Origin of the sequence: Hyphobacterium lacteum (genome assembly GCF_036330345.1) — a bacterium.
GTDB classification, from domain to species: Bacteria; Pseudomonadota; Alphaproteobacteria; order Caulobacterales; family Maricaulaceae; genus Hyphobacterium; species Hyphobacterium lacteum.
This window is the reverse complement of sequence record NZ_JAZDRP010000002.1, coordinates 132,594-157,358: the sequence shown is the minus strand read 5'-3', so window position 1 is coordinate 157,358 and position 24,765 is coordinate 132,594. Positions and strand designations below refer to the sequence as shown.

Annotated in this window: 26 protein-coding genes; 18 read left to right on the top strand and 8 right to left on the bottom strand. The window is 59.5% G+C overall.

Features of this window, described 5'->3' with window-relative positions:
* Positions 1-24: 24 nt before the first annotated feature.
* The 4 genes from V0U79_RS03335 (at position 25) to V0U79_RS03320 (ending at position 5,958) form a co-directional block, all read left to right on the top strand.
* Entirely contained in the window at positions 25-2,103 is a 2,079-nt protein-coding gene (locus V0U79_RS03335) for a TonB-dependent receptor (protein ID WP_330198049.1), read from the top strand.
* A gap of 117 nt (positions 2,104-2,220) precedes the next feature.
* Positions 2,221-2,841 (top strand): OmpW/AlkL family protein, encoded by a 621-nt coding sequence (locus V0U79_RS03330; RefSeq protein ID WP_330198048.1) that lies wholly within the window; start codon positions 2,221-2,223, stop codon positions 2,839-2,841.
* Positions 2,842-2,985: 144 nt separating this feature from the next.
* Entirely contained in the window at positions 2,986-3,762 is a 777-nt protein-coding gene (locus V0U79_RS03325; RefSeq protein WP_330198047.1) for a SapC family protein, read from the top strand.
* Positions 3,763-3,867: 105 nt separating this feature from the next.
* Positions 3,868-5,958 (top strand): protein-disulfide reductase DsbD family protein, encoded by a 2,091-nt coding sequence (locus tag V0U79_RS03320; protein WP_330198046.1) that lies wholly within the window; start codon positions 3,868-3,870, stop codon positions 5,956-5,958.
* Here V0U79_RS03320 and V0U79_RS03315 read toward each other — a convergent pair.
* Entirely contained in the window at positions 5,955-6,416 is a 462-nt protein-coding gene (locus tag V0U79_RS03315; protein WP_330198045.1) for a hypothetical protein, read from the bottom strand. The two genes, V0U79_RS03320 and V0U79_RS03315, sit on opposite strands and share 4 nt — an antisense overlap.
* A gap of 38 nt (positions 6,417-6,454) precedes the next feature.
* On the opposite strand from V0U79_RS03315, the gene pgi reads away from it, so the two are divergent.
* The gene (gene pgi / locus V0U79_RS03310; RefSeq protein WP_330198044.1) at positions 6,455-8,080 is read left to right on the top strand and encodes a glucose-6-phosphate isomerase; all 1,626 of its coding nucleotides are present in this window, start codon (positions 6,455-6,457) and stop codon (positions 8,078-8,080) included.
* 162 nt (positions 8,081-8,242) lie between these two features.
* Here pgi and V0U79_RS03305 read toward each other — a convergent pair whose 3' ends face one another.
* Together V0U79_RS03305 and V0U79_RS03300 are read right to left on the bottom strand one after the other, a co-directional pair.
* On the bottom strand, positions 8,243-8,389 hold the full coding sequence (locus V0U79_RS03305; protein ID WP_330198043.1) for a hypothetical protein: 147 nt from the start codon (positions 8,387-8,389) through the stop codon (positions 8,243-8,245).
* A gap of 103 nt (positions 8,390-8,492) precedes the next feature.
* Positions 8,493-9,434 carry a hypothetical protein gene (locus tag V0U79_RS03300; protein WP_330198042.1) on the bottom strand — a complete coding sequence of 314 codons (942 nt, stop codon included), beginning with the start codon at positions 9,432-9,434 and terminating at the stop codon, positions 8,493-8,495.
* Between the two features lie 298 nt (positions 9,435-9,732).
* Here V0U79_RS03300 and V0U79_RS03295 point away from each other — a divergent pair, with 298 nt between their 5' ends.
* Complete coding sequence (locus V0U79_RS03295) at positions 9,733-10,821, top strand: glycoside hydrolase family 3 protein (RefSeq protein WP_330198041.1); 1,089 nt, start codon at positions 9,733-9,735, stop codon at positions 10,819-10,821.
* A 66-nt stretch (positions 10,822-10,887) separates the two neighbouring features.
* Here the strand turns inward: V0U79_RS03295 and groL are convergent, their stop codons facing one another.
* Complete coding sequence (gene groL / locus V0U79_RS03290; protein WP_330198040.1) at positions 10,888-12,534, bottom strand: chaperonin GroEL; 1,647 nt, start codon at positions 12,532-12,534, stop codon at positions 10,888-10,890.
* Positions 12,535-12,585: 51 nt separating this feature from the next.
* Positions 12,586-12,873 carry a co-chaperone GroES gene (groES, locus tag V0U79_RS03285; RefSeq protein WP_330198039.1) on the bottom strand — a complete coding sequence of 96 codons (288 nt, stop codon included), beginning with the start codon at positions 12,871-12,873 and terminating at the stop codon, positions 12,586-12,588.
* Positions 12,874-13,103: 230 nt separating this feature from the next.
* On the opposite strand from groES, the gene V0U79_RS03280 reads away from it, so the two are divergent.
* The 10 genes from V0U79_RS03280 to mutL all read left to right on the top strand — a co-directional run bounded on the left by V0U79_RS03280 (position 13,104) and on the right by mutL (position 22,040).
* Entirely contained in the window at positions 13,104-13,775 is a 672-nt protein-coding gene (locus V0U79_RS03280) for a YiaD family glycine zipper/OmpA-like lipoprotein (RefSeq protein ID WP_330198038.1), read from the top strand.
* Between the two features lie 161 nt (positions 13,776-13,936).
* Positions 13,937-15,016 carry a hypothetical protein gene (locus V0U79_RS03275; protein WP_330198037.1) on the top strand — a complete coding sequence of 360 codons (1,080 nt, stop codon included), beginning with the start codon at positions 13,937-13,939 and terminating at the stop codon, positions 15,014-15,016.
* Between the two features lie 163 nt (positions 15,017-15,179).
* Positions 15,180-16,388 carry an EAL domain-containing protein gene (locus tag V0U79_RS03270; protein ID WP_330198036.1) on the top strand — a complete coding sequence of 403 codons (1,209 nt, stop codon included), beginning with the start codon at positions 15,180-15,182 and terminating at the stop codon, positions 16,386-16,388.
* A 42-nt stretch (positions 16,389-16,430) separates the two neighbouring features.
* Complete coding sequence (locus V0U79_RS03265; RefSeq protein ID WP_330198035.1) at positions 16,431-17,276, top strand: TIGR01459 family HAD-type hydrolase; 846 nt, start codon at positions 16,431-16,433, stop codon at positions 17,274-17,276.
* A gap of 58 nt (positions 17,277-17,334) precedes the next feature.
* On the top strand, positions 17,335-17,778 hold the full coding sequence (locus V0U79_RS03260) for a MaoC family dehydratase (RefSeq protein ID WP_330198034.1): 444 nt from the start codon (positions 17,335-17,337) through the stop codon (positions 17,776-17,778).
* A 5-nt stretch (positions 17,779-17,783) separates the two neighbouring features.
* Positions 17,784-18,704, top strand: coding sequence for a bifunctional riboflavin kinase/FAD synthetase (locus tag V0U79_RS03255; RefSeq protein ID WP_330198033.1), 921 nt, complete (start codon positions 17,784-17,786; stop codon positions 18,702-18,704).
* Positions 18,705-18,726: 22 nt separating this feature from the next.
* Positions 18,727-19,248: a signal peptidase II gene (gene lspA, locus V0U79_RS03250; protein ID WP_330198032.1), complete on the top strand. Its 522-nt coding sequence runs from the start codon at positions 18,727-18,729 to the stop codon at positions 19,246-19,248.
* A gap of 67 nt (positions 19,249-19,315) precedes the next feature.
* Positions 19,316-19,840: a DUF3035 domain-containing protein gene (locus V0U79_RS03245; RefSeq protein WP_330198031.1), complete on the top strand. Its 525-nt coding sequence runs from the start codon at positions 19,316-19,318 to the stop codon at positions 19,838-19,840.
* A gap of 66 nt (positions 19,841-19,906) precedes the next feature.
* On the top strand, positions 19,907-20,191 hold the full coding sequence (locus V0U79_RS03240; protein ID WP_330198030.1) for a TMEM165/GDT1 family protein: 285 nt from the start codon (positions 19,907-19,909) through the stop codon (positions 20,189-20,191).
* A gap of 31 nt (positions 20,192-20,222) precedes the next feature.
* On the top strand, positions 20,223-22,040 hold the full coding sequence (gene mutL, locus V0U79_RS03235) for a DNA mismatch repair endonuclease MutL (RefSeq protein ID WP_330198029.1): 1,818 nt from the start codon (positions 20,223-20,225) through the stop codon (positions 22,038-22,040).
* On the opposite strand, the gene rsmD is transcribed toward mutL, so the two are convergent.
* Together rsmD and V0U79_RS03225 are read right to left on the bottom strand one after the other, a co-directional pair.
* A complete protein-coding gene (gene rsmD, locus V0U79_RS03230) occupies positions 22,037-22,600 on the bottom strand; it encodes a 16S rRNA (guanine(966)-N(2))-methyltransferase RsmD (protein WP_330198028.1) in 564 nt (187 codons plus the stop codon). The two genes, mutL and rsmD, sit on opposite strands and share 4 nt — an antisense overlap.
* Complete coding sequence (locus tag V0U79_RS03225) at positions 22,600-23,346, bottom strand: pseudouridine synthase (protein ID WP_330198027.1); 747 nt, start codon at positions 23,344-23,346, stop codon at positions 22,600-22,602. The genes rsmD and V0U79_RS03225 overlap by 1 nt, the downstream gene beginning before the upstream one ends.
* Before the next feature lie 62 nt (positions 23,347-23,408).
* Here V0U79_RS03225 and V0U79_RS03220 point away from each other — a divergent pair, with 62 nt between their 5' ends.
* Complete coding sequence (locus V0U79_RS03220) at positions 23,409-23,858, top strand: nucleoside deaminase (RefSeq protein WP_373696436.1); 450 nt, start codon at positions 23,409-23,411, stop codon at positions 23,856-23,858.
* Complete coding sequence (locus tag V0U79_RS03215) at positions 23,848-24,189, top strand: TfoX/Sxy family protein (RefSeq protein WP_330198025.1); 342 nt, start codon at positions 23,848-23,850, stop codon at positions 24,187-24,189. Before V0U79_RS03220 ends, V0U79_RS03215 begins: the two co-directional genes overlap by 11 nt.
* Here the strand turns inward: V0U79_RS03215 and V0U79_RS03210 are convergent.
* Positions 24,186-24,761 carry a GNAT family N-acetyltransferase gene (locus V0U79_RS03210; protein WP_330198024.1) on the bottom strand — a complete coding sequence of 192 codons (576 nt, stop codon included), beginning with the start codon at positions 24,759-24,761 and terminating at the stop codon, positions 24,186-24,188. The two genes, V0U79_RS03215 and V0U79_RS03210, sit on opposite strands and share 4 nt — an antisense overlap.
* Positions 24,762-24,765: the final 4 nt, after the last annotated feature.

The window sequence follows — 24,765 nt, the reverse complement described above, 5'->3', positions numbered from 1 at the left end:
CGGCCGAATTTTCGAGAGGCTGTCATGCGTATTCTACTTGGCTCGGTATCCCTTCTGGCTTTGATGACAACGCCTGCTCTGGCTCAGGAAGAGCCGGAGTTTGACCGGATTATTGTTACGTCTTCGCCCCTTCAGGTGTTGGCGGACGAGATTGTCGGTTCGGCCGACGTGGTTACGGCTGATCATCTGGAAGAAAACCTCTCCGGCAGTCTGGCCGACACGATCGCGCATGAGCCGGGCGTGACAACAACCTTCTTTGGGCCAGCGGCCAGCCGACCGGTGATCCGGGGGCTGGGATCAGATCGCGTGCGGGTTCTGGTCAATGGCGTGGGCCTGGCAGATGCATCTGCGGCCAGTCCTGACCATGCCGTGTCTTCCGAAGCGCTGGAAGCCGAGCGCGTGGAGATCCTCCGTGGACCGGCGGCTATCGCCTATGGCGGTGGTGCGGTTGGTGGTGTCGTCAATGTTATTGACGGGCGAGTGCCCGACCGGGCGCCGGATAACGGGCTGGAAGGGCGGTTCTATGCCGGCGCGACCAGTGTTGATGATGGCTATCAGTTTGCCGGTCGTGCCCGGTTCGCGACCGGTCCCATCGTTTTCCATCTGGAAGCAATGCAACGCGCGTCGGAAAACTACGAAATTCCAGGTTATGCGGAATCGGCAAGACAGCGGGCGCTCGAGGAAGAAGATCATCACGATGATGACGCGCTGATCGCCTTCGCGGAAGAAGAGGAAGAGCATGTTTATGGCGTCGTGCCGTCGAGTGATCTGGAATTCGCCAGCGGCTCGATTGGAGCGTCCTATATCGGAGATTGGGGATTCTTCGGCATCGCGTACAAGACCATGGACGGCGAGTACGGTTTGCCGGGTCATGCTCATGGCCATGATGAAGATCATGCAGAGGATTTCCCGGTATTGGCTTGTGCTGAAGCCGAGGGCGAGGAAGGCTCTTGTTTGATCCTCACCCAGAATCGCTGGGATTCACGCGGTGATATCGAGCTTCCCGGTGCGCCGATCGAGCGGGTGCGTTTCTCGTTCGGTACAGGTGATTACCGTCACCGCGAGATTGAAGACGGTGCGGTCGGGACAGTCTTCGAGAATGAGGGCTGGGAAGGCCGTCTGGAACTCCGGCACCGTCCTATTGGTTCTGTGGAAGGCGCCTTCGGTATCCAGAGTTTCTCCAAGGATTTTGCGGCGATAGGAGCCGAAGCCTATATTGTTCCGGTCCAGACACAGGACACCGGCCTATTTGTGGTCGAGCGCTTTGATGCTGGTGACTGGGGGCTGGAGGGTGGCGCGCGAGTAGAAATGCGCGATGTTGAAATCGCGACGGCTTCCCGGTCATTTGAAACGTTCAGTGCCTCTGGCTCTGTTTTCTTCCGTCCGGAACAGGACGTGTTTCTGGCCGCCACAGCAGCAATCTCCGAACGGGCACCGACTGATGTCGAGCTCTTTGCAGAGGGTGCCCATCTTGCCACTCAATCCTATGAGATCGGCAATGCAAACCTCAGCCCGGAGCGTGCAGCGTCGATTGACCTGACCGCCCGGCTGCAAGGTCCGGAATGGTCGTTGGAGGGCGCTGTGTTCTTCGCCGACTATGACGGATTTATCGGCTTGTTCCCGACCGGTGCGGAACAGGACGAGCTACCCGTCTTTGCCTATGACCAGCGTGATGCGACGATCTGGGGCTTTGAGGGGCGTGCTGAGCGTGATCTCGGATCGGCAGGGCAGTGGGATTTTCGCGGTGAGGTAACGGCGGAGTATGTGCGCGGCGAGCTGGATAGCGGCGGGAATTTGCCGCGTATTCCACCCCTCGGCTTGTCAGCCATGGTGGAAGCCGAAACCGATTGGGTAACCGCTCATGTCGAAGCCGTCTGGGCCTCCGAGCAGGACCGGATCGCCAGTTTTGAATTGCCGACGGACAGCTACACGATGATCAATGCACAGGCGGTCTTCCGGCCTGTTGCTGACCGGGATGTGCGGCTGATCCTTGAGGCCCGAAATTTGACCGATGAGGAAGCGCGGCTACACACCAGCTTCCTGAAGGACCTCCTGCCCTTGCCCGGACGGAATTTCCGCGCGGCTCTTTCTGTCGCTTTCTAGAATTGCCGGTGCGGCGGCCTGCCGCGCGACAGGCTGCCGCGCGGCAGAATGCACGATCCCCGCAGGCCGGAAACAGGCGTAATACCCCTACATCAAATATGGACTTAGGGGGTTCGCATGAACAAGCTTTTCCTGACCACTGCACTCGTTGCCCTTGCCGCCGCCAGTGCCGCTGATGCGGCTGAAGGCGACTGGGTTTTCCGTCTTCGGGCTCTCAGTGTCGCGCCAAGCGAAAGCGCCACCATCACGCCAATCGGCGGTGATGTTGATATCAGCAACAGCGTCGTTCCGGAGTTGGATATTTCCTACTTCTTCACCGACCATTTTGCAGCTGAGCTGATCCTCGGCGTGACACCCCATGATGTGATGGCCGTCAATACGGCGGCCGGGAATGTCGATCTCGGCAGCGTCACATTGCTGCCGCCGACGCTGACGTTTCAATACCATTTCCAGCCGGAAGCCAGCTTCCGTCCTTATGTTGGCGCAGGTGTCAATTACACGGTCTTCTTCAATGACGCCCTTCCCACCGGCGGAACGGCCACTTCGATCAGCTATGACAACAGCTTTGGACTGGCCGCACAAATTGGCGCTGACATTGATCTGAACGAGACCTGGTTTCTCAACGTTGATCTGAAATGGGTCGATATCAATACAGATGTCACGATCAACAACACGATCATGGCGGATGTGGACATTGATCCATGGATCTTTGGAATCGGCATCGGAAGGCGTTTCTAGAAGCGTTTTCGAAATGCAACACTTGCGGGCCGCTCGACAGTCGTTCGGGCGGCCCGTTCCTTGCAGGGTGACCCTTTCCATTGTGATCGGGGGCTGAATTGAGTATGGAGCCCCCGACTTCCGATTATCTACAAGGACGTAAACATGGCTGACGCACCCGCCAACCAACAGCTTTCCGGCCAGGTTCCGCTCTACAAGCGCCCGGAGCCGCTCAACAAGGAAAAGCACCGCACCTTCGGCATGACCCCGCCGGAGCAACCATTCAAATTCATGTCCGAAGCGCATTTCGTGCCGGCGATCGTAGGCGAATTTGCGCTCTATGCCGGATTTTTCCCGGTCATCTTCCTCGGTGATCGGAAAATGCCGGTCGTAGTCATGGGCCTGCAGGCTGGACAGAATCTTTTCGTGAAGGAAGACGGCACGTTTGATGATGAAGCGATGCTGCCGGCTTTCGTGCGCCGCTATCCGTTCGTCAGCGCCAGCAATGGTCCGGACCAGCCGGCCACTGTCTGCATCGACGTTGAAGCGGACGGCATTGTTTCCGAAAATCCGAGCATGCCGTTCTTTGACGATAACGGTGAGCCCACCCAGGCTCTCCAGCAGGCGATCGACTTTGTCAGCGCGTTCGAGGCCGATGCCCGTACGACCGAAACCTTTGTTCAGAAGCTGATCGACCTGGATCTGTTCGAAAACAAGGACGTTACGCTGAATGATCAATCCACGGGTCAGTCGCGGACCATTGCCGAGTATTCCGGCATTTCCGAAGAAAAGCTGAATGCGCTGCCCGACGAGACTTATAACCAGCTTCGCAATGAAGGATATCTGGCGCCGATCTATTCGCACCTGATCTCGCTCAACCGCTGGGATCGCATCCTGAACCGCGCGATCAAGCGCAATAACGCAGCTCAGGCCAAGCAATAACCTGCTTGAACTGACATAATAACTGATCACAAAAGTGCGAGAGGCCTACTCACCTCTCGCACTTTTCATATATCCCCTCTGGAAACAGCCAGACACAATCGGGACATGATCCGTTTTTTCAGCCTCCTTCTCGTTTTCCTGACTGCTGCCGGATTGGCGGCCGCTCAATCGAGTTCGATTCCGCGCTCGGCGATGGGACAGGATGCGATGGTGGACGTGCAACTGGTTGCCGACCACGTGACTGTCGAGGCGGGTCAGACATTTCATGTCGGTCTGCTGATGGATATCGAGCCAGGCTGGCACACATATTGGCGCAATCCCGGCGATTCCGGCGAAGCCACTCGGATCAACTGGCGTTTGCCGGAGGGTGTGGAAGCCAGCGATATCATATGGCCTGCTCCGAGTGCCTATGAATTCGGGCATTTGATGAATTACGGCTATGGCGGCGAGATCGTCCTGCCGGTTTCCATAACTGTTCCGTCCGATTTTGATGATCGCTTCCTGGGGCTGCGGGCCGATGTCAGCTGGTTGGTTTGTGAAGAGGTCTGCATTCCGGAATCCGCCGAAGTCGATCTGTTCCTGACGGTCAATGAAGAAGCGGTTGTGGACGAAGGCGGGGCCGCGCTCATCCGGGCCGGTCTCGAACGCGTTCCGGCAGAGAGCGATGCATCAGCCGGTATCAAGCGTCACGGCCAGGCGCTTCTGCTAACGGTGGCGCTGCCAACCGACGACGCCGGTATCCGGAATCCAGCCTATTTCCCTTACGCTGACACCGTCATCAGTCATGCGGCTGATCAGCGTGCCTATGTTTCGAACGAGGGCATTGCTCTCCGGCTGACGCCGGCGCAGGAATCGCGGTCGGGTCTGACCTGGGCGCCGCGCGGTGTCCTGACCTTTGAAATCCGAGAAAACAACGGTTGGGCAGAGCGTTCCATCGTGATTACACCGGAGCCGGGGACTGCGGTCATTGATGTGCCGTCCGAGGCGTTCATGGAAGCCATGGTTCCCGTAACGGCCGCCGGTCTCGTTGTGACATTGCTGTTGTCGCTGTTGGGCGGGCTGATCCTCAATCTGATGCCCTGTGTTTTCCCGGTCCTTTCCATCAAAGCGCTGGGCTTTGTTGAACGTGCGCACTCCGCGCCGGGTGAGTTACGCCGCCACGGCTTGCTGTTTCTGGCCGGTGTTCTGGTAACCTTCCTCGTCCTGGCGGCTGTGCTGCTGGTGTTCAAGAGCATCGGTAATCCGATTGGCTGGGGTTTCCAGCTTCAGAATCCCGTCGCCGTGTCGATACTGTCCATGATCATGTTCGCGATCGGTCTGAACCTTGTTGGCCTCTTCGAGGTGGGCACCAGCGTTCAGGGGGTTGGCAGCCGCTGGTCGAATATGAGCGGTGATGCCGGTGCCTTTATGACCGGATTGCTGGCTGTTGTTGTTGCCGCGCCCTGCATCGGGCCTTTTGCGGCGGGTGCGCTGGGCTTGGCATTTTCGCAACCGGGATATGTTCTGGTGCTGGTTTCCCTGATGCTGGGGATCGGCCTGGCGCTACCCTATCTGATCCTGTCGTTTTTCCCCGCTTTGCTAAAATGGCTTCCAAAACCGGGACCGTGGATGGTTCGCTTCAAGCAATTCCTGGCTTTCCCGATGTTTGGTGCCGGCATCTGGCTGATCTGGGTCCTGGCGATACAGGCCGGGCCGCAAGGAGTGCTGATGCTGATGATCGGCTATCTGGCGCTGGGCTTTCTGATCTGGACGCTGAAGTCATCGGGGCTTTTATCGCGGATTGCCACTGGCGCCGGGGCTGTTGCGCTGGCCTTTACGCTCTACGGTGTCGCTCAGAGCGCTGTGCCCGGCGAATATTCCGGTGAGCCCTGGTCGCAAGACCGCGTGGATATGCTGCTAGCCGAGGGCCGGCCGGTTTTCATCGACTTCACAGCGGCCTGGTGCGTCAGTTGCCAGTTCAACAAGCAGGTCACATTGAACTCGCGCTCGGTTCTGCAGGCTTTCGAGGAGAATGAGGTCCAGATTCTTATCGCCGACTGGACAAACAGGGATGACCGGATTGCTGATGCGATACGCGGTTATGGTGCTGCCGGTATTCCTTTGTACGTTTATTATCCGGCCGGGGCGCAGGAGCCCGTGATCTTGCCACCGCTTCTGAATACAGGCCAGTTGATCGAACTGGTCAGCCAGGATTAGGTCAGGGGCCCCCGGGGGCACCCCGGATCAACACCGGTAAACGGCTCGATGTCGTCCTGGTCAGCAATGGGTCCGATTTCCCGCGCGTGCCCAAGCAGATAGTCGAGCTCGGCATAGACGGACAGCCGGTCGGCTCTGACCTCAGCATCGTAGAGCGCGTTACGGTGAAGCAGGGCGTCCTGAGCCATTCCGCGGTAAATACAGCGGAGATCTTCAGGTCCGCCGGATACTTCAATCTGCAATGACAAGCCCATCGCCTGCCCGGAAAACTCGGTCAGTCCGATCATCAGTTCGTCATCGGCATCCAGCCTGTCGGCAGTTTGCGCCGGAAAAGCGATAGCCTGCTCGGTGCGGGCATCAACGATCGCTGCGAGTTCTCCTGCCAGACCGGCAAAGGCTGCGCCACTGTTTGCCTGCAGGCTGGACAGAAGAAGGAATGCAGCGGAAACAAGGGCCATGGATTTGTGGGCTTTCTTGATGACCTGGAGCGATCAGCATGGCGATGACGCGTGAACAAGCCGTTGAAGCGATCATCGAACTCGGCCGGAAGACCATGGGAAATGATGCGCGTGACCACTTTTCCCGGGACGAGGGCCGCCTTGATGCTCTGACACTGGATGCAGCAGGGTTGTATTTTGATTTTTCCAAACAGCCTTATGGCCGGGATGACCTGTCAGCCCTGCTGACGCTCGCTGCTGCCTGCGGCCTTGAGCAACAGATCGCAGCGATGTTGTCCGGTGATGTCGTGAATACGACCGAGAACCGGGCTGCGCAGCATGTTGCCTTGCGCGGTGGAGGAATTGACAAGGCAAAGATCGAACAAGCGGCTGCCGAACGCGAGCGAGCCTATGATTTTGCCGAAAAGCTGCGCTCGGGTCAGATCGCAACTGCCAGCGGCAAGCCGTTCACCCACATTCTGCATATTGGAATCGGGGGCTCGGATCTCGGGCCCCGGCTGCTTTATGAAGCGATGCGGCAAAACGACGATCCATTGGCGGTTCGATTTCTGTCGAGCGTTGACCCCGAAGCTTTTGCCTCGGCGATCGAGGGGCTGGACCCTGCTACAACAATGGTTTTCGTCGTTTCCAAATCATTCGGGACGCCGGAAACGACGGAGAATTTCAAACTTGCTCTTGATTGGCTGAAGGCCGAACTCGGCGAAGACGCCGGCCGCCATCTCGTCGCAGCGACGGCCAACCGGTCCGCCGCGATCGCGACTGATGTCGAAGAGGCCCGCATTTTCGATATGTGGGATTGGGTTGGCGGACGCTATTCGCTCTGGTCGGCTGTATCGCTGTCAGTTATCGCGGCGATCGGCCCGAAGTCCTTTGATTTATTGTTGGCGGGGGCGAGAGACATGGATTCCCATTTCTCTTCAGCAGCCATTGAAAACAATGCGCCGGCCATGTCAGCGCTGACGATTTACTGGCATCAGCTTACGCGGGGGGTGAGGTCCTGGGCTGTTGTGCCCTACGCTTTTCATCTGCGCCTGTTTGTTGCCTGGCTTCAGCAATTATTCATGGAATCTCTGGGCAAGGGCGTCAGCCTTAGCGGCGAGAGCGTTGCGGGGCCGACCGGGCCGGCTGTCTGGGGCGGTGAAGGTCCGGATGGACAGCATGCCTTCTTCCAATTGCTGCATCAGGGCGCTGCTGCGGTGCCGGTGGACATTATCGCTTTTGCCAATGATCCCCGGGGTGACAGGCAGCCTGCCATTCTTGCCAATGCTATTGCTCAGGCCGAAGCGCTTCTCGCTGGGCGCGACGGAGATACGGTTCGGTCTCAGCTGGAAACAAGCGGTTTGGCTGACGCAGAAAAAGAAGTCCTGACGCCGCACATGGTGATGCCTGGCGGCCGCGGATCGACTTTCATTCTGGCAGACAAACTGGATGCCCGGTCGCTGGGCGCCCTGCTGGCCTTCTATGAACATCAGACTTTTGCGCTGAGCGTGCTGATGGGAATCAATGCGTTCGACCAGTTTGGCGTGGAGCTCGGGAAAAAGCTGGCAGCCCGGCTTGAAAAAGAACTTCGTGGCGCCCCGTCTACGGGTCATGACACATCGACGAACGCCTTGCTGGAGCGGTTATCCGGGCCTCACAGCAAACGGGGGGATTCAGATGCTTGACGTCCCCTCTTTGTGACGCCAAAGTAATGAACAGGACGGGACCTGACCGTTCAGTCCTTTCGGCGTTTCGGGGAGGAGACGCCTCAATCGACCAAACAATTACGGGCCGGCAATTGCCGGCCCGCTTTTTTTGCGCCTGCCGCTGACAGACAGCATTCCGGATCAGTAGAATTCGGGCGGCTGACGATCACTGTGGGACGCATCGCTCCGCGATGAGGCGGACTCGTCGGCCGGGACACTCGCACACGCCACAGCGGTGGCGGCGAACACGGAAACGGCCATCATGGCCAGGATTTTCTTCAAGCGCATATTCAGGACTCCCTCGTTTAAGCGCACAGCGCCTTCTTGGTGAGCCCTTTCCGGTTTGTGCCTGGCCGGTTCGATTCCCCTCGATCCGGCCGGGTGAAAACAGCTATTCCTCGTCGTCCAGCTCGATCACCATATGGCGGCGTCCTTCACCGCCCTCGAGGCGCTCGACTTCAAGGCGGTTCAGCCACTCGGTGCGGGCATCACCCTCGAGTTCTTCGCCATCGACCCATACGCGATGCTCGCCATTTTCCGATTCGATTCGGACTTCGCTGGCACCGGCCTCCCGGACCTGACGGGCAATTTCACTGTGCCGGCCATGGTCACGAGCGAGTTCGACGCGCACATGACGGGCTTCATGTTCAGCACGGCGCATTTCTTCCCGCGCATTGGCCAGTTCAACCCGCATGACGCGAAGGGCTTCCTGGCGTTCCTCGCGGCCTTCTGACATTTCCCGTTCGACATCCGCCATGGATTCGCGGATGTCATTTCGTGCCTCTTCCAGCTCGCGGCGGATCTGCTCTCGTTCCTCATCAGTCAGATCGCGGCGTTCGCCGTTAACGACGACGAAACGGCGGCCTTCGAGTTCACCCAGCTCCCGTTCGATATTGGCAAATGCTTCTTCGAGGCCCTCGACATGAATTTCGTCAACGATGACGTGCATGTCTTCCAGACGGCCAAGTTCGGCTTCCAGTTCGGCTTCGATCTCTGCAAAACGGAGCTCATGGTCGGCCCCTGAGAATTCGATTTCGAAATCACCTTCTCCGGTCCAGGCCATGATGTCCGCATTATCGCTGGAAATGATCACGCGCCCATCCGGCGTCGTCCGGACGTCGTCGCCGGAAATGACGATGTCCTCGCCATTGATTTCGACGTCGACGCCGCGGATGACCACAGACTGGCTGTCACCGCTATGGCGGGTCACAAAGACCTGCACGTTTTCATGCCGGTCGGCTACGGCATCCTGTTGAGCAGCCATGGCAGCGGTCGAGCAGCCGGCGCCGATCAGGGCGGCTGAAGCAGTGGTCAGAGCGAGAAGCTTTTTCATATGTCCCTCCAATTTGGTGAGGGCACAATTTCACTGTGGGAATTACCGAACCCGTTCGGTTCGCTGAATTTTTCGTCATTTGAGGGAAACGAAATGCGGCGGTGCATGGGGATTTGGGGAACATGCACCGCCGCGGGAAGGGGCCTTTCTTGAAGGCAACGCCAAGGTGCACAGCTGCAGATTACAGCTGTTTGGCCACGTGGTGACGAAACTGACAGGCTGTGTCCATGAAGCGGCGCAAGGCTTGCAGGGAGGGGCCGGACAGCAATAATGCAAACTGACAGTTCCGGAGTTCCTGATGCACAGACGGCGTTTTCTCAAGAGTGTGGCAGCCGGCAGCCTTTTGCCGTTCGCGCCCTATGCCATGACGCAAGAGCCGCTTTCGCTGCGCCAGAAGGCGGCGCGTATGCTGTTGCTCGGCTTTATCGGCGACAATGTCGACACTGATGGGGCGCGTGCTGTCGCGGCGCATCTGGAGGCCGGCCGTGTCGGCGGTGTGCTTTTCCTGCGTCACAATGTGCGGTCACGTGAAGGCGTTGAAGGTCTGACAGCGCAATTCAGGGGAATCGCTCCGAATGCCTGGATGGCTGTGGATCAGGAGGGTGGCGCCGTTCAGCGCTTGTCCAGCGACCTTGGCTATTCGCCCATCCCCCGGGCCTTTGTGGTGTCCGAGGAGCGCAGTATCGAGGACGCGGCCGCGTTATACGGCGAAGCCGCGCGTGAATTCCGGGCCGCCGGCTTTAATCTCAACCTGGCACCGGTGGCTGATGTCCAGGATGATGAAAATGGCGTCATAGGCCGCTGGGGGCGGGGTTATGGCCGGGATGGCGAACGCATCGCAGCCTATGCGGGTGCATTCATTGAAGCCTTCGAGCGGGCCGGTGCCAGCTGTGCCATCAAGCATTTTCCGGGGCACGGCACCTCGTCTGGCGACAGCCATCACGGCTTTGTCGATATCTCCGAAACCTGGTCGGAAGCCGAGCTGGAGCCATTCCGTCGGCTGATCGATGCCGGCATGGCGCATCTGATTATGGGTGGACACTTGACCCATAGCGGGCTGGATCCGGCCGGTGATCCGGTGACCTTTTCGCGCCCGATCCTGACCGATCTGCTGCGTGGGCAGATGGGATATACGGGTGCGCTGATTACGGACGATCTGGATATGGGGGCTATTCGAGAGAATTACGCGCAGCGCGAGGCTGTGATCCGTTCCATCCAGGCCGGAAACGACATCATCATGATGTCCAATTCCGCCGCCCCGGATCCGGAATTGCCGCAGCGCTTTGCCAGCTGGGTGGAAGAAGCCGTTGCTGCCGGTGAACTAACCGAACGCCGCATCGATCAGTCGATGGCGCGTCTGGACGTGCTGGCAAGACGGTCCGGCTGAGACAAAAAAAGGGCGGCTCGATCGAGCCGCCCTTTCTCTTTCAGGCAGGATGCCCGGATGACATGATTACATCATGCCGCCCATGCCACCCATTCCGCCCATATCACCCATATCCGGGCCGGCGGATTCCTTCTTCGGCTTCTCAGCGACGGCAGCTTCCGTGGTGATCAGCAGGCCGGCGATCGAGGCCGCATCCTGCAGAGCGTGACGGACAACCTTGGCCGGGTCGATCACGCCGAAGGCCAGCATGTCGCCATACTCTTCGGTCTGTGCGTTGTAGCCGAAGGTGGCGGAGTCATTTTCCAGCACCTTGCCGACAACGATCGAGCCTTCAACACCGGCGTTTTCGGAGATCTGGCGGATCGGAGCCTGCAGGGCGCGGGCAATGATGCCGATACCCTGGGTCTGATCAGGATTGTCGCCTTTCAGACCGTTCAGCGCAGCCGAAGCTTTCAGCAGCGCAACGCCGCCACCCGGAACAATGCCTTCTTCAACCGCAGCGCGGGTTGCGTTCAGGGCGTCGTCGACGCGGTCCTTGCGCTCCTTCACTTCGATCTCGGTGGCGCCGCCAACCTTGATCACGGCAACGCCGCCAGCCAGCTTGGCCAGACGTTCCTGCAGTTTTTCCTTGTCGTATTCGGACGAGGAATCCTCGATCTGCTTGCGGATCTGACCGACGCGAGCCTCGATATCATCCTTGGAACCGGCACCGTCCACAATGGTGGTGTCGTCCTTGGTGATCGTGACGCGCTTGGCAGTGCCCAGCATGTCGAGCGTGACGTTTTCCAGCTTGATGCCGATGTCTTCGGAAATGACCGTGCCGCCCGTCAGAATGGCAATGTCTTCCAGCATCGCCTTGCGGCGATCACCGAAGCCCGGAGCCTTCACAGCGGCAATCTTCAGGCCGCCACGCAGCTTGTTGACGACCAGGGTTGCGAGGGCTTCGCCTTCAATGTCCTCGGCGATGATCAGCAGGGGCTTGCCCGACTGAACAACAGCTTCGAGGACCGGCAGCATGGCCTGCAGAGAGGACAGCTTCTTGTCGAACAGCAGCACGAACGGATCTTCCAGTTCGGCCTGCATTTTTTCGGCGTCAGTGATGAAGTAGGGCGACAGGTAACCGCGGTCGAACTGCATGCCTTCAACGACATCCAGCTCGGTTTCCAGCGACTTGGCTTCCTCGACGGTGATCACACCTTCATTGCCGACTTTGCCCATGGCCTCGGCGATCATTTCGCCGATTTCTTTTTCGCCATTGGCAGAAATCGTGCCGACCTGAGCGATTTCTTCAGAGCCCTTGATCGGGGTTGCAACACCCTTGATCTGCCCAACAACCGTGGCGACGGCCTTGTCGATGCCGCGCTTCAGATCCATCGGGTTCATGCCGGCGGCAACCGATTTCATGCCTTCGCGCACGATCGCCTGAGCCAGGACCGTGGCCGTCGTAGTTCCGTCACCGGCTGCGTCATTGGTCTTGGACGCAACTTCGCGGACCATCTGGGCGCCCATGTTCTCGAACTTGTCAGACAGTTCGATTTCTTTGGCGACAGAAACACCGTCCTTCGTGGTGCGCGGAGCGCCGAAGGATTTCTCGATCACAACATTGCGGCCTTTCGGGCCCAGCGTGACCTTCACGGCGTTAGCCAGCGTGTCGACACCCTTGAGCATGCGCTCGCGGGCATCAGCGGAGAATTTGACTTCTTTGGCAGCCATTTGTGTCTTCCGTTTCTTTTGTTTCTTAGGGTTTCAACGATCAGGCGGGGCCTAGCCCATCACGCCCAGAATGTCGGACTCTTTCATGATGATCAGCTCATCACCCTGAAGGGTGACTTCGGTGCCGGACCATTTGCCGAACAGAATGCGGTCGCCGACTTTCACGTCCAGCGGACGGACAGAGCCGTCGTCCTTGATGGCACCGCCGCCTACAGCGACGACTTCGCCTTCCTGCGGCTTTTCCTTGGCGGTGTCAGGAATGATAATCCCGCCCTTGGTTTTCGCTTCTTCTTCAACGCGTTTCACGAGCACTCGATCGTGCAGCGGACGAAATGACATGTTCATACCCCTGTTTAATTCCACCAGCCGTTAGCACTCTCGTGCCCCGGCTGCTAACGATCGCGCAGATAGGCATGGCTAGGCGAGGCGTCAAGGGGCCAAGCCGCAGAAAATGAAGCGCTTAGCCGGCGATATTCATCGCGGGTTCAGCGAGAAAAATTGAACTCTTGCTCGTTATTTCGCCCAAATTGGCGTATAAATCCGCTTCAGGACAAAATGGGAGTACCCACATGATTTTCCGCGCTCTTGTCGTATCAGTTTCGGCGCTCGCGTTTTCCGTCGCCTGTACAACAACCGATCCTTACACGGGTGAGACCCGGCCGAATAATACCGGGCGGGGCATTCTGATTGGAGCGGCTGCTGGTGCGGCGCTGGGATATCTGACCAATACCAATGATTCCTCCGAGGGCCGGACCAATGCGTTGATCGGCGCCGGCATCGGTGCGCTGGCCGGCGGCGCGATCGGCAATTACATGGATCGCCAGGAACAGGCGATGCGCGAACGTTTGCGTGACAGCGGCGTGGGCGTGCGCCGTCAGGGCAATGACATTCTTCTGATCATGCCGGGTGATGTGACGTTCGCGACGAATTCGTCGGACATCGAGCCGCGCTTCTATCAGGTGCTGAATGATGTGGCCGAGGTGCTCAACCAGTATCCCGCAACCTATGTCGATGTGATCGGCCATGCCGATTCGACCGGTGCAGCCGATTACAATCAGCGCCTATCCGAGCGCCGGGCTCAATCGGTAGCCGGATATCTGATTGGTCAGCAGGTTTTGCGCGACCGCTTCTACGTAGGTGGTATGGGCGAAACCGCTCCGATTGCCAGCAATGACACGCCGGACGGCCGGGCCATGAACCGCCGGGTTGAAATCCGGGTCCGCCCGCATGTCGCGAGCTAGTCCCGGCTGAATCCTGATGATGAAAAGCCCGGCTCCGGCCGGGCTTTTTGTTTGCATTAGGATGCCATTTGCTATCTTCAGGGGCGTATTCGGAATGCCAGATTCGCCTGAAAAGCAAAAAGCGGATAGTCTTCCCGCATAAGAATACATGGGAGGATGTCATGAACAGTATGTACAGGCTGGCAGGGCGTATCGCTCTTTTAGTTGGTATTTCAGTTTCATTGTCCGGCTGCATCCTGCAGCGCGGATCAGAAGCGCACGAAGCAGCGGAGTGGTTTGGTCTGCGGGAAGGCGAGGATTTCATACTCGTCGGCGGGTATGGCGATTCACAGGTGAACATCCGAAGCGTTGGCTTCGGTACTGTCGTGAGCGGTTCGGATGAGGATTACCTGCTTGTCAGTGAAGAAGACCTCGACAGGAGCGGAGGCTTCATCGGCCTCGGTATCCCGCTAGGCCGCAAATTCTACGGTTTCGGAAGCTTTGAGAGCGCAGAAGGCGATGGCCGTGCCTATGGCTCGGTTGGCGAAGGGGGAACCACGGATCACGGTCTCACCTACGGCGGATTGTTCAATTATTCCGGTGGTAGCTCGACGGGAATTTTCCTCGGCAACAGTTACGGGCTGCGCGGTGAAATACTGACCAACAACACCTGGAGCGCGACACATCTCGGGATCGGCAGCCACATGCCAATTGGTGAGAATGCCGTATTCGACGGCCGCGTTTCCCTGTTTTTCGAGGACTTCAACCAGGATCACGATGCGCGTGTCGATGCGACATTAAACGGGACGCCATTAGGGGACCTGTATCAGAGCACGCAGGTCGACCTCGAAGACAATTACTTCGGCCTCAATGTCCAGGGTCAATGGACATGGCGGCTGCCATCATTGGGCGGCAGCTATATCCGCGCGGGCGGTTTTGGCCAGATTGCCGGCCGCGATGGCAGCGGGCGTTTTAGCCAGATGACCATTTGTGGCTTGTGCGGATCAATGAGTCCGGTGGCATCAGTCAGCCAGAACTTCAACTATTCGGAGTCGAATACGACGTTCAATTATGGTGCAAGGCTGAGCTACGGATACAGCTTCTCGAACAATTTCGGTCTGGAACTGAATTATGAGAAGTCCTGGCTGGGCGATGTCACCTTTGTGGAAACGCCGGCCAATCCCAATCAGCAACCTGTCCGGTTTACCACTGACGAGGTCGAGCGGGACTTCTGGCGGCTGGGTGTCAGGCTCCGTTACTGAGCGGGTTCGTTCAGCTTGATAATGACAGCGGAAAAGCCCGGCTTCGGCCGGGCTTTTTTGTTTGCCGCCGCCATCAATTCGTTAACGATCTGACAATGCGGGCAGGTTCAACGTAATCTCGGGTTAATCGTATTGATTCGCCCTGGATTGTTTTGGAGCGCCGATGCCTCGCGCCAGCGACATGCTGATCGTCCTGACCTACGCCATGATCGCGATCGTGGCGGCGCTGGCGTTCGAGCGGTTCGGGCTGATGTCGACCAGTTTCGCCTGGATGATGGGGGCGGTCGTCTTCCTGATCGCGAGCCAGGCCCACTCCGCAGCCGCTCGCTCGATCGAACGCAGCGAGATGATGGAGGAGATCGAGGCGCTGAAGGCGGCCAATCTCGATCTCACTGAAGAAGTCGCCGAAGCCCAGTCGCGCCTCGACACCATTGCCGAGACCATCCGCGCCGAAGCCGCTCAACGCGAGGAAACCCTGACCAATGAGGTGCGGGTGCTGGAAAGCCTGGTCCGCAAGATGGGCGGCGCTCCTGCGCAGCCTGCGCCGGTCAGTTCTGGCGATACGATGCGAGGCGTCGGCATCGATATAGTCAAGGACGCATTGGCACACAATCGCGTGGATCTCTACCTCCAGCCGATCGTTTCGCTGCCTCAACGCAAGACGTATTTCTACGAGAGCTTTTCGAGGTTGCGTGACCGGGCTGACAATATCATCACGCCAGCGGCCTTCATCCGTGCCGCTGAAGAAGCGGGGATCGTGGCCGAAGTCGACAATCTGCTGCTCTTCCGTTGTGTCCAGATCGTGCGCCGCCTGACCCAGTCGGACCGGCGTATCGGTATTTTCTGCAACATCTCGATGAGCTCGATGGCGGACGAGGAATTCTTCCCGAACTTCCTCGATTACATGCGGCGCAATTCCGACCTGGCCAGCTCGCTGATTTTCGAGATTTCCCAGCCGGCCTTTGAAGCGCGTTCTACCGCAGCGGCCCGCAACATGGCGCGTCTGGCTGATTACGGTTTCCGGTTCTCGGTCGACCAGATGGCTGATCTCAACACGAATTTTGCCGACATGCAGCGTGCAGGAGTGCGATTCGCAAAGGTGACCGGTGATCGCCTGATCAACGCAATCCGCAATGAAGAACCCATTGCCGGTATCGAGGCCGGTGCGATTCTGGCCGAAGACATTCCCAGCCTGTTTGCCAAATACGGCATGGATTTGATTGCCGACCGTATCGAGCAGGAAGATACGGTGGTCGAATTGCTGGATATCGATATCGGCTTTGCCCAGGGGCATCTGTTCGGGGAGCCACGCCCGGTGCGTGACGATATCCTGGATGAGACGATCGCCGAACCGATCCGCCGATCCGCCTAAATCAGGACTTGCTTTGCTCTAACGGTCAGCTAGGCAGGCGCCATGAAATCCGCGCCCGCACTATCTGCTATTATCGACGAATATTCCGCCCTGTTCTGTGATGTCTGGGGCGTGATCCGGGACGGCCATGCGCTGCTGCCCGAAGCGATCGGGGCGCTGCAGGAAGCCAGGCGCCATGGCAAGCCGGCAATCCTGGTTTCGAACTCCCCGAGGCCGGCATCCGATCTACACCGCCAATTGAACCTCATGGGGGCCCCCGACGATGCCTGGGACGGCATTGTGACCTCCGGGGATGCAACGCGTCTGGCTCTGTCCGAGCTGGCTCCGGGCCCGTTCGTGAAGATTGGCCCTCCGGGCGGAGACGACCGGCTTTACGACGGGCTGGATATCCACTTTTCCGACCTTGAGGAGGCCCGCGCCATCGTCTGTACGGGGCTGACGCCCGAGATCGGCTGGGATCCCGAGGACTATCGGGATCTGCTGACCGCGATGGCGGGCCGCAATCTTCCCATGGTCTGCGCCAACCCGGATATCGTCGTGCAGGTCGGTGACGAGCTTGTCTGGTGTGCAGGGGCGCTGGCGCGGCTCTACCGTGAACTCGGCGGAAAAAGCATCATCTCCGGCAAGCCGCACAAGCCGATCTATGAACTCGCTTACAAGGCGCTGGAAGCCGCTGGCTGGTCCGGAGAGCGGAACAGCGTGTTGGCCATTGGTGACGGGCCAGAAACCGATATCGCCGGCGCAGAGCGGATCGGTGTGGATGCCCTGTTCGTCGGGGACGGCATCGTCGGCGGAGCGATTGGTGGTTCGGATATCGCGGCCGCGAAGGCGGTTCTTGCCGAGTATGGCGCCGATGCGCGCTGGTTCACGTCACGGTTGATCTGGTAACGCAACTGGACAGAAATCGTCACTTCGCGTCAAAAGACGTCAAACGAAGGATAACGGCATGTCGGCGAGACCCCCAACGCCCCTCGAAGATTTCTTTGTCGGCCAGTCGGCCGAGCTGACGCGGCTGGTTGATGACGAAACGGTCCGCGCCTTTGCCGAGGTATCCGGCGATCATAATCCGCTTCATCTGGACGAGGAGTTTGCCCGCCGCACGCCCTATCGCGGGCGTATTGCCCACGGGGCGCTGATTGCTTCCTATCTGTCGGCATTGCTGGGCAATGAATTGCCGGGACCTGGCTCGATATTTGTCAGCATGGATCTGGCCTTCCAGCATCCCGTCCGGATTGGTGATATCGTGGTCTCAAGGGCAGAGATCGTTTCAATTGATCTCAAGACCCGCATGGTCGAGCTGGCTTGTTCATGCCGGGTCGGGGAAAAGGAAGTCATGGCGTCAAAAGCCAGCGTGATGGTCCGGACCCGCAAGCGGAAAACAGACGCCTGATTTCCATGCAGATCGTTTATGGATCTCCACAGACATTGTATCCGCCCTGCGCGCTGGCGCTGGGCAATTTTGATGGCGTGCATCTGGGGCACCAGGTGGTTCTGGGCGCGGCACTGGAGCGGGCCGCAGATATGGGGCTGGCGGCGGCTGTGGCTGTCTTTGACCCGCATCCGAGACGGTTTTTCCAGCCGGATGCACCGCCTTTCCGGCTGATGGACGATACGCAGCAAGCCGATGCGCTGGCCGATCTGGGCTTTGACCGGATGCATGTCCTGCCTTTCGACACGAACATGGCCAGTATGATGCCGCGCGAGTTTGCCGAGACCGTCCTGTCGGGCTGGGCGAACATCCAGCATGTCTATGTGGGTTCGGATTTCGAGTTCGGCAAAGGCCGTAGCGGCGACGTCGCCATTCTGACCGGCATTGGCGAGCAGATCGGTTTTTCTGTCTCCGGGATGAAGCTGAAATCCGCCGGCGACAGCAAGATATCCTCCAGCCGAGTTCGCGAATTACTGATGGATGGCAAGGTCGCCGCGGCTGCTGGGTTGCTGGGGCGTTTCTGGGCCATTCGCGGCGAGATCGATCGCGGTGACCAGCGCGGCCGAACCATCGGCTTCCCCACCGCGAATATCCCGCTGGGCGAATACTGCCGTCCGAAATTTGGTGTCTATGCGGTGCGCATGCAGCTCGGGGATCGTGTCATTCCCGGTGTTGCCAATATTGGCGTGAGGCCCACCGTTGATGGCGCAGAAGAGCGCTTGGAAGTGCATCTCTTCAATTTCGCCGAAGACATTTACGGCGAAACGGTCAGTGTCGAACTGGTGGAATTCCTGCGTCCTGAACAAAAGTTCAATGGACTTGATGCGCTGAAGGCGCAGATTGCCAGCGATGCAGATGCCGCGCGAAAAATTCTCGCCAATCTGTGAGAGATGAATAGTCAGGTGAGACATGTTTGAACGCCGCAGGTCGAGACTGATCCCGTTTGCAGGATTTGGCATTGCTGCGCTGATTGTGGCGCTTGATCAGGCCAGCAAGGCGTGGGTGCTTTACGGTCTGGAACTGATCAACCAGCCGCCATTGCAGCGCGAGGAAATCTTCTCGTTTTTCCATCTGACCATGGTGTGGAATCGCGGGATCAGCTTCGGCTTTCTGCAGGCCGATGCCGCCTGGCAGAGCTGGTTGCTGATCGCCTTTTCGCTGGGCGTGACGGGATTACTCGGCGTCTGGCTGATGAGCGCTTCGCGATGGCTTCAGGCCAGCGCCTATGCGCTGATCATGGGCGGTGCGGTCGGGAACGCCATTGATCGCGCGATCTATGGCGCGGTGGCGGATTTTCTCGATTTTTCCAGCCTGCCGCTCCCCTTCGGTTTCAGTTTTAGCTGGGTTTTCAATGTTGCCGATATCTGCATCAATATCGGTGTGGCCATCCTGGTGATCGACCTGCTATTGAATGAGCGCGATGCAAGGTGAACCGCGGGCTAGCGGTCGCGGTCCAGTTCCGTTAGAAAACGGGGCTTAGAGTTCTAGGAGTTTCACAATGCGTCAGCGTCTTCTCACGCTTGCTGTCCTGACCGTTGCGGTCGCCGTAGCTGGCTGTGCCAACCGCCGCAGTGCCGAGCCGGATGAATTCCGCGTGGTCACGATTGCTCCGCTGACTGTTCCGCCGGAATACAATCTGCGTCCGCCCCGCCCGGGTGAGCCGCGTCCGGAAGAGATTTTCCCGGATCAGGCGGCCCGTGCTGCGCTGATCGGCGCAAGGACCGAATTTGAAGGTACGGATGGTGAAGCCCTGCTGGTCGCCCGTGCGGGTGGCGGCGAAGCGGATCCGTTCATCCGGGCCATCATCGACGGCGAGTCGGCGGCCATCGTCCGCAAGTCGACGTCCTTCTCGAACCAGATCCTGTTCTGGGGCCGTGATTCCGAAGGTCTGGGCGAGGACGCGGTGACCATTGATGCCGAAACCGAGGCCGAGCGCCTTCGCCTGAGCGATCAGGTGACCGGCGGCAGCGATGTCGAGATCGAGCAGGACCGCAGCACGATCGGCAAACTGCCGGGCCTGTAGTTCAATACCAAACCGGATTAGCGAACGGCGGGATCTGATCCCGCCGTTTTCATTTGGATTTTCGTTATGTCCCAACTTCTCGCCATTTTCGTCACCGTTTTCCTCGCCGAGCTGGGCGACAAGACACAGCTGGCGACGGTTCTGTTTGCGTCCGAGCGGCAAACCTCACCTCTATTCGTCTTCATCGCAGCCTCGGGCGCTCTGATCCTGTCCACGGCTCTGGCGGTTTTGCTGGGAACGGCGGCCGAACGCTGGCTGGGTTTCTTGCCGCTAAAGCTGCTGGCCGGGATCGGCTTCATTCTTGTGGGTCTTTTCACATTGGCGGAGCATTTCCGGGCGTCCACCGCTTGACCCGGAAGGAGCGACTCACGAGGCTTGGCAGATGAGTGTGATCCGCCGACTCAGTCCTGAAACCGTCAATCGGATTGCCGCCGGCGAAGTTGTCGAGCGGCCTGCCAGCGTGATCAAGGAGCTCGTCGAGAACGCGCTCGATGCGCGGGCTCGGCATATCGAAATATTCGCCGAGCAGGGCGGGCTGGCACGCCTGACGGTGACGGATGACGGTATCGGCATGGACGCCGAGACTCTGGCGCTCAGTATCGAACGCCACGCCACATCGAAACTGCCGGTCAGCGACGGTGGCGATGATCTCCTCAACATCTCGACCATGGGATTTCGCGGCGAGGCGTTGCCATCAATCGGCTCCATTGCCCGCCTTGCCATTGTTACCCAGGCACGCGGCCAGTCCGATGCCTATGCCTTGTCAGTCGAGGGTGGGAAGTGCTCTGGCGTAAAGCCGGCTCCGGCGTTTGGCCTGGGAGGGACGCGGATAGATGTCCGCGATCTCTTCTATGCCACGCCGGCACGTCTGAAATTCATGAAGACGGAACGGGCAGAGTCCAATGCCATCGCAGACACGGTCCGACGTCTGGCTCTATCGCGGTCGGATGTGGGCTTCTCGCTGACGCTGGATGGGCGTAGCCGGCTGTCTCTCCGCGCGGAGACCGGCGAGGACGCAAGGCGGAAACGTCTCTCGGCTATCCTCGGATCGGATTTCGGCGAAAATGCGCTGGAGATTGATCAGGAGCGAGACGGTGTCCGGATGACCGGACTGGCGTCGCTGCCGACCTTCAATCGTGGCTCGGCCCAGCACCAGTATCTTTTCGTCAACGGCCGTCCCGTCCGCGACAAGCTGCTGGGCGGTGCCGTGCGCGGCGCCTATCAGGATTTCCTGGCGCGCGACCGGCATCCTGTCGTGGCGCTTTATGTCGACCTGCCCTCCGATCAGGTGGATGTGAATGTCCATCCGGCCAAGGCCGAGGTGCGGTTTCGCGATCCGGGCCTGGTGCGAGGATTGATTGTCGGTTCCTTGCGGCATGCTTTGGCTGGTGCGGGCCACAGGGCCTCCACCACTGTGGCCGGGTTCGCCTTGGGCCGGGCCCGGGCCGAGGGCGCCATGGCGGGCCAGCCGCATCATGCCATGGCCGCCTGGGGGCGTCCGGCGGCGCCGGAAAGCGGAACGCTGGTCGGCGAGCGTTCGGCGCGGGTCGAGCCGGATTTCATTCGACCCGATGTCCCGACTGCGGAGGAGCTGGCAGACCAGCCATCGGCGGCGGCAGATTTGCCGCTGGGCGTGGCGCGGGCGCAGGTGCACGAGACCTATGTCATTGCTCAGACGCAGGACGGAATGGTGATCGTCGATCAGCATGCCGCGCATGAACGCCTTGTCTATGAGCGCATGAAAAAGATGATGGCCGAGACCGGTGTGACGCGGCAGTCCCTGCTCGTCCCGGAGATTGTCGATCTCGATGCCGCCGAATGCGAGCGGGTCCTGTCCCGCGCAGAAGAACTCGCCGAGATGGGGTTGGTCGTGGAAGGCTTTGGCGCCAACTCGATCGCCGTGCGCGAAGTGCCGGCCCTGCTGGGCAAGCTGAACGTACAGGGGCTGATCCGCGATCTCGCCGATGATCTGGCGGAATTCGATGCGGCCCTGTCGCTCAAGGAAAAGCTGGAAGAGGTAGTCGGCACCATGGCCTGCCACGGCTCGGTCCGGTCCGGCCGCCGGCTGACGGGTGAGGAAATGAACGCCTTGCTGCGCGAGATGGAGGCCACGCCCCATTCCGGCCAGTGCAATCATGGCCGCCCGACCTATGTCGAGCTGAAACTGGCGGATATCGAACGCTTGTTTGGCAGGCGCTAACCCCGCTTCAGAAACACCACTTTCGCCGCGCCCCAGATACGTTCATCAACTTGAGACCAGCCAGGAAAATCCGGCACGGCTTCGTTTGCAGCAACCTCCAGCGCGGCCAGCGCATCTTCGGTGACCCAGTGGCCTTCGATCAGGCCCGCCAGGGCAGGTGGTGCCAGATCCTTGCCATAGGGCGGATCGAGGAAGATGAGATCGAACGGATTGCCCAACTTGGCGGGTTTTTCACCCAGATCGGTCGCCGAACGGCGGTGCAGGCGGGTGTTCCCGAACAGCTGGAAGGCCTCGATATTGTCGCGGATTGCACCGCGTGCACCGGCATCAATGTCGACGAACAGGCAAAAGGCGCCGCCGCGGCTGATGGCTTCGAAGCCCAGCCCACCTGATCCGGCAAACAGATCAATAATGCGCGCGCCATCAAGCTCCGGCGCCCATTCGGCATGAGTCAATACATTGAACAGGGCTTCGCGGGCCTTGTCGGATGTGGGCCGTGTCCTGTCGCCCCTGGGAGCGGCGAGGGGACGGCCCTTGAAGCGGCCGGCGACAATGCGCATCAGCGCAATTCCTTGAGCAGGTGGGCGCACTGATCGCGCAGCACGCGTTCCGGCACGGCCTTGACCTCACCCTTTTCCAGATGGCCTAGCTGGAAGGGACCATAGGAAATACGGATCAGCCGGTTCACGGTGAGGCCGACGGCGGCCAGAGCCTTACGGACCTCGCGGTTCTTGCCCTCCTTCAGCGCCACATTCAGCCAGATATTGCCGCCCTGTTCGCGTTCCACCTCGGCTTCAATGGGGCCGTATTTCACGCCTTCGGCGGTGATGCCCTTGCGCAGCTTGTTCAGTTCTGGCTCGCCCACCTTGCCGAAGGCGCGCACCCGATAACGGCGCACCCAGGCGGTTGAAGGCAGTTCCAGCGCGCGCGACAACTCGCCATTATTGGTCAGCAGCAGCAGGCCTTCGGAATTGAGATCGAGACGGCCGACGGAAATCACCCGGCCCAGCTCCTTGGGCAATTTGTCGAAGACGGTTTCGCGGCCTTCCGGGTCCTTGTGCGTGGTCACAAGACCGGTTGGCTTGTGATAGCGCCAAAGCCGCGTCTTCTCCGGTTCGCCGACCGGCTTTCCGTCGACAGTGATCCTGTCGCGTTCGGTGACATTGAGCGCCGGGCTGGCCAGCTTCTGTCCATTGACCGTGACACGGCCTTCCTCGATCAGCTTTTCGGCCCCCCGGCGGCTGGCCACCCCGGCCCGTGCCAGGACTTTTGCGATGCGTTCGCCGCTCTTTTGTTCGTTCGACAAGGCTTGACCCTTCAGCGCGCTGCGCCTACCGCCAGATCATGACGGAGGAAATGATCCCCTATATGCGCGCGGCGCTGGAGGCAGCGCAAGCGGCAGCTGAAGCTGGCGAGGTTCCTGTGGGTGCCGTGATTGTCGATCCGGCCAGCGGCGAGATCATTGCGTCTGCCGGAAATGCGCCGATTGCCGGCCATGACCCGACGGCTCATGCGGAGATCCGCGCGATCAGGGAAGCCGCAACGGCGCTGGGCAATTACCGCCTGACCGGGCTCGACCTCTATGTGACGCTGGAGCCCTGTGCGATGTGCGCCGGAGCGATCAGCTTTGCCCGGCTCCGCCGTGTGATTTTCGGTGCCGCCGACGAAAAGGGCGGGGCGATCATCAACGGGCCCCGCTTTTTCGAGCAGCCGACCTGTCACTGGCGGCCGGACGTGACCGGCGGTGTCATGGCGGAGGACGCGTCCCTATTGCTGAAATCATTCTTCAAGGCGAGGAGAATCAAGGATGGCCTTTGATCCGGATCTTGCCGATCGTATGGAAACTGCCTTGCGCGGCCTTGGTGCCGATCCGGTCCGGAAGCCGATGTTCGGCGGTATCGCCTTCATGATCGAGGGGCATATGGCCTTTGGCACACTGCGGGACGAGATTCATGTCAGGGTCGGGCTGGATGCTTATGAAGAGACGCTCGCTCACCCGGATGCAGGTCCTATGGACATGACAGGCCGTGTCATGACGGGCTGGGTGACGATCGAAGGGGCCGCTGACCTCTCCGAGGCGGCTCTTTCGGAATGGGCAGAGAAGGCGTTTGCCTTTGTAAGGACCCTGCCACCAAAGAAGCAGGCCTAGCTCAGCCGGGCCAACAGGCCACGCCGGACGCCGGGCCAGTCTTCCTTCAACACCGAAAACCAGACCGTATCGCGCAAATCACCCTTCCAGGTGAGGGTGTGGCGGCGGAATGTACCTTCATATTGGGCGCCCATTTTCCGCATGGCAGCCTGCGAATGAAGGTTCTTTCCATGGGTTTTCAGCTCGGCTCGTTCAGCTCCGCTTTCGAACAGATTGCTTAGCAAGGCCAACTTGGCCGCCGGGTTCACCTTGGTGCCGCGCGCTTCCTTCGTGTACCAGGTCCAGCCGATTTCGGCGCGCTTGTTGCGCGGAGAAATGACGAGATAGGCAGAATGGCCCACCAGTTCGCCATCCTCCTTGCGGTAGATGGCATGACTGATCTGGCGGCCAACTTCCTGTTCGGAAAGCATCAAATCGAACCAGGTGTCGAAATGGTCTCCATCTCCGCGTAGCGTCGTCCATTCCCAGGTTGCCGGATCATCTGCGAGTGGACGCATGGTTTCGCGGTGGTGTTCCTGAAGTGGTTCCAGACGGAGCCAGTCATTCTCGAGCGTCTTGGGGACAAGTTGCATGGAT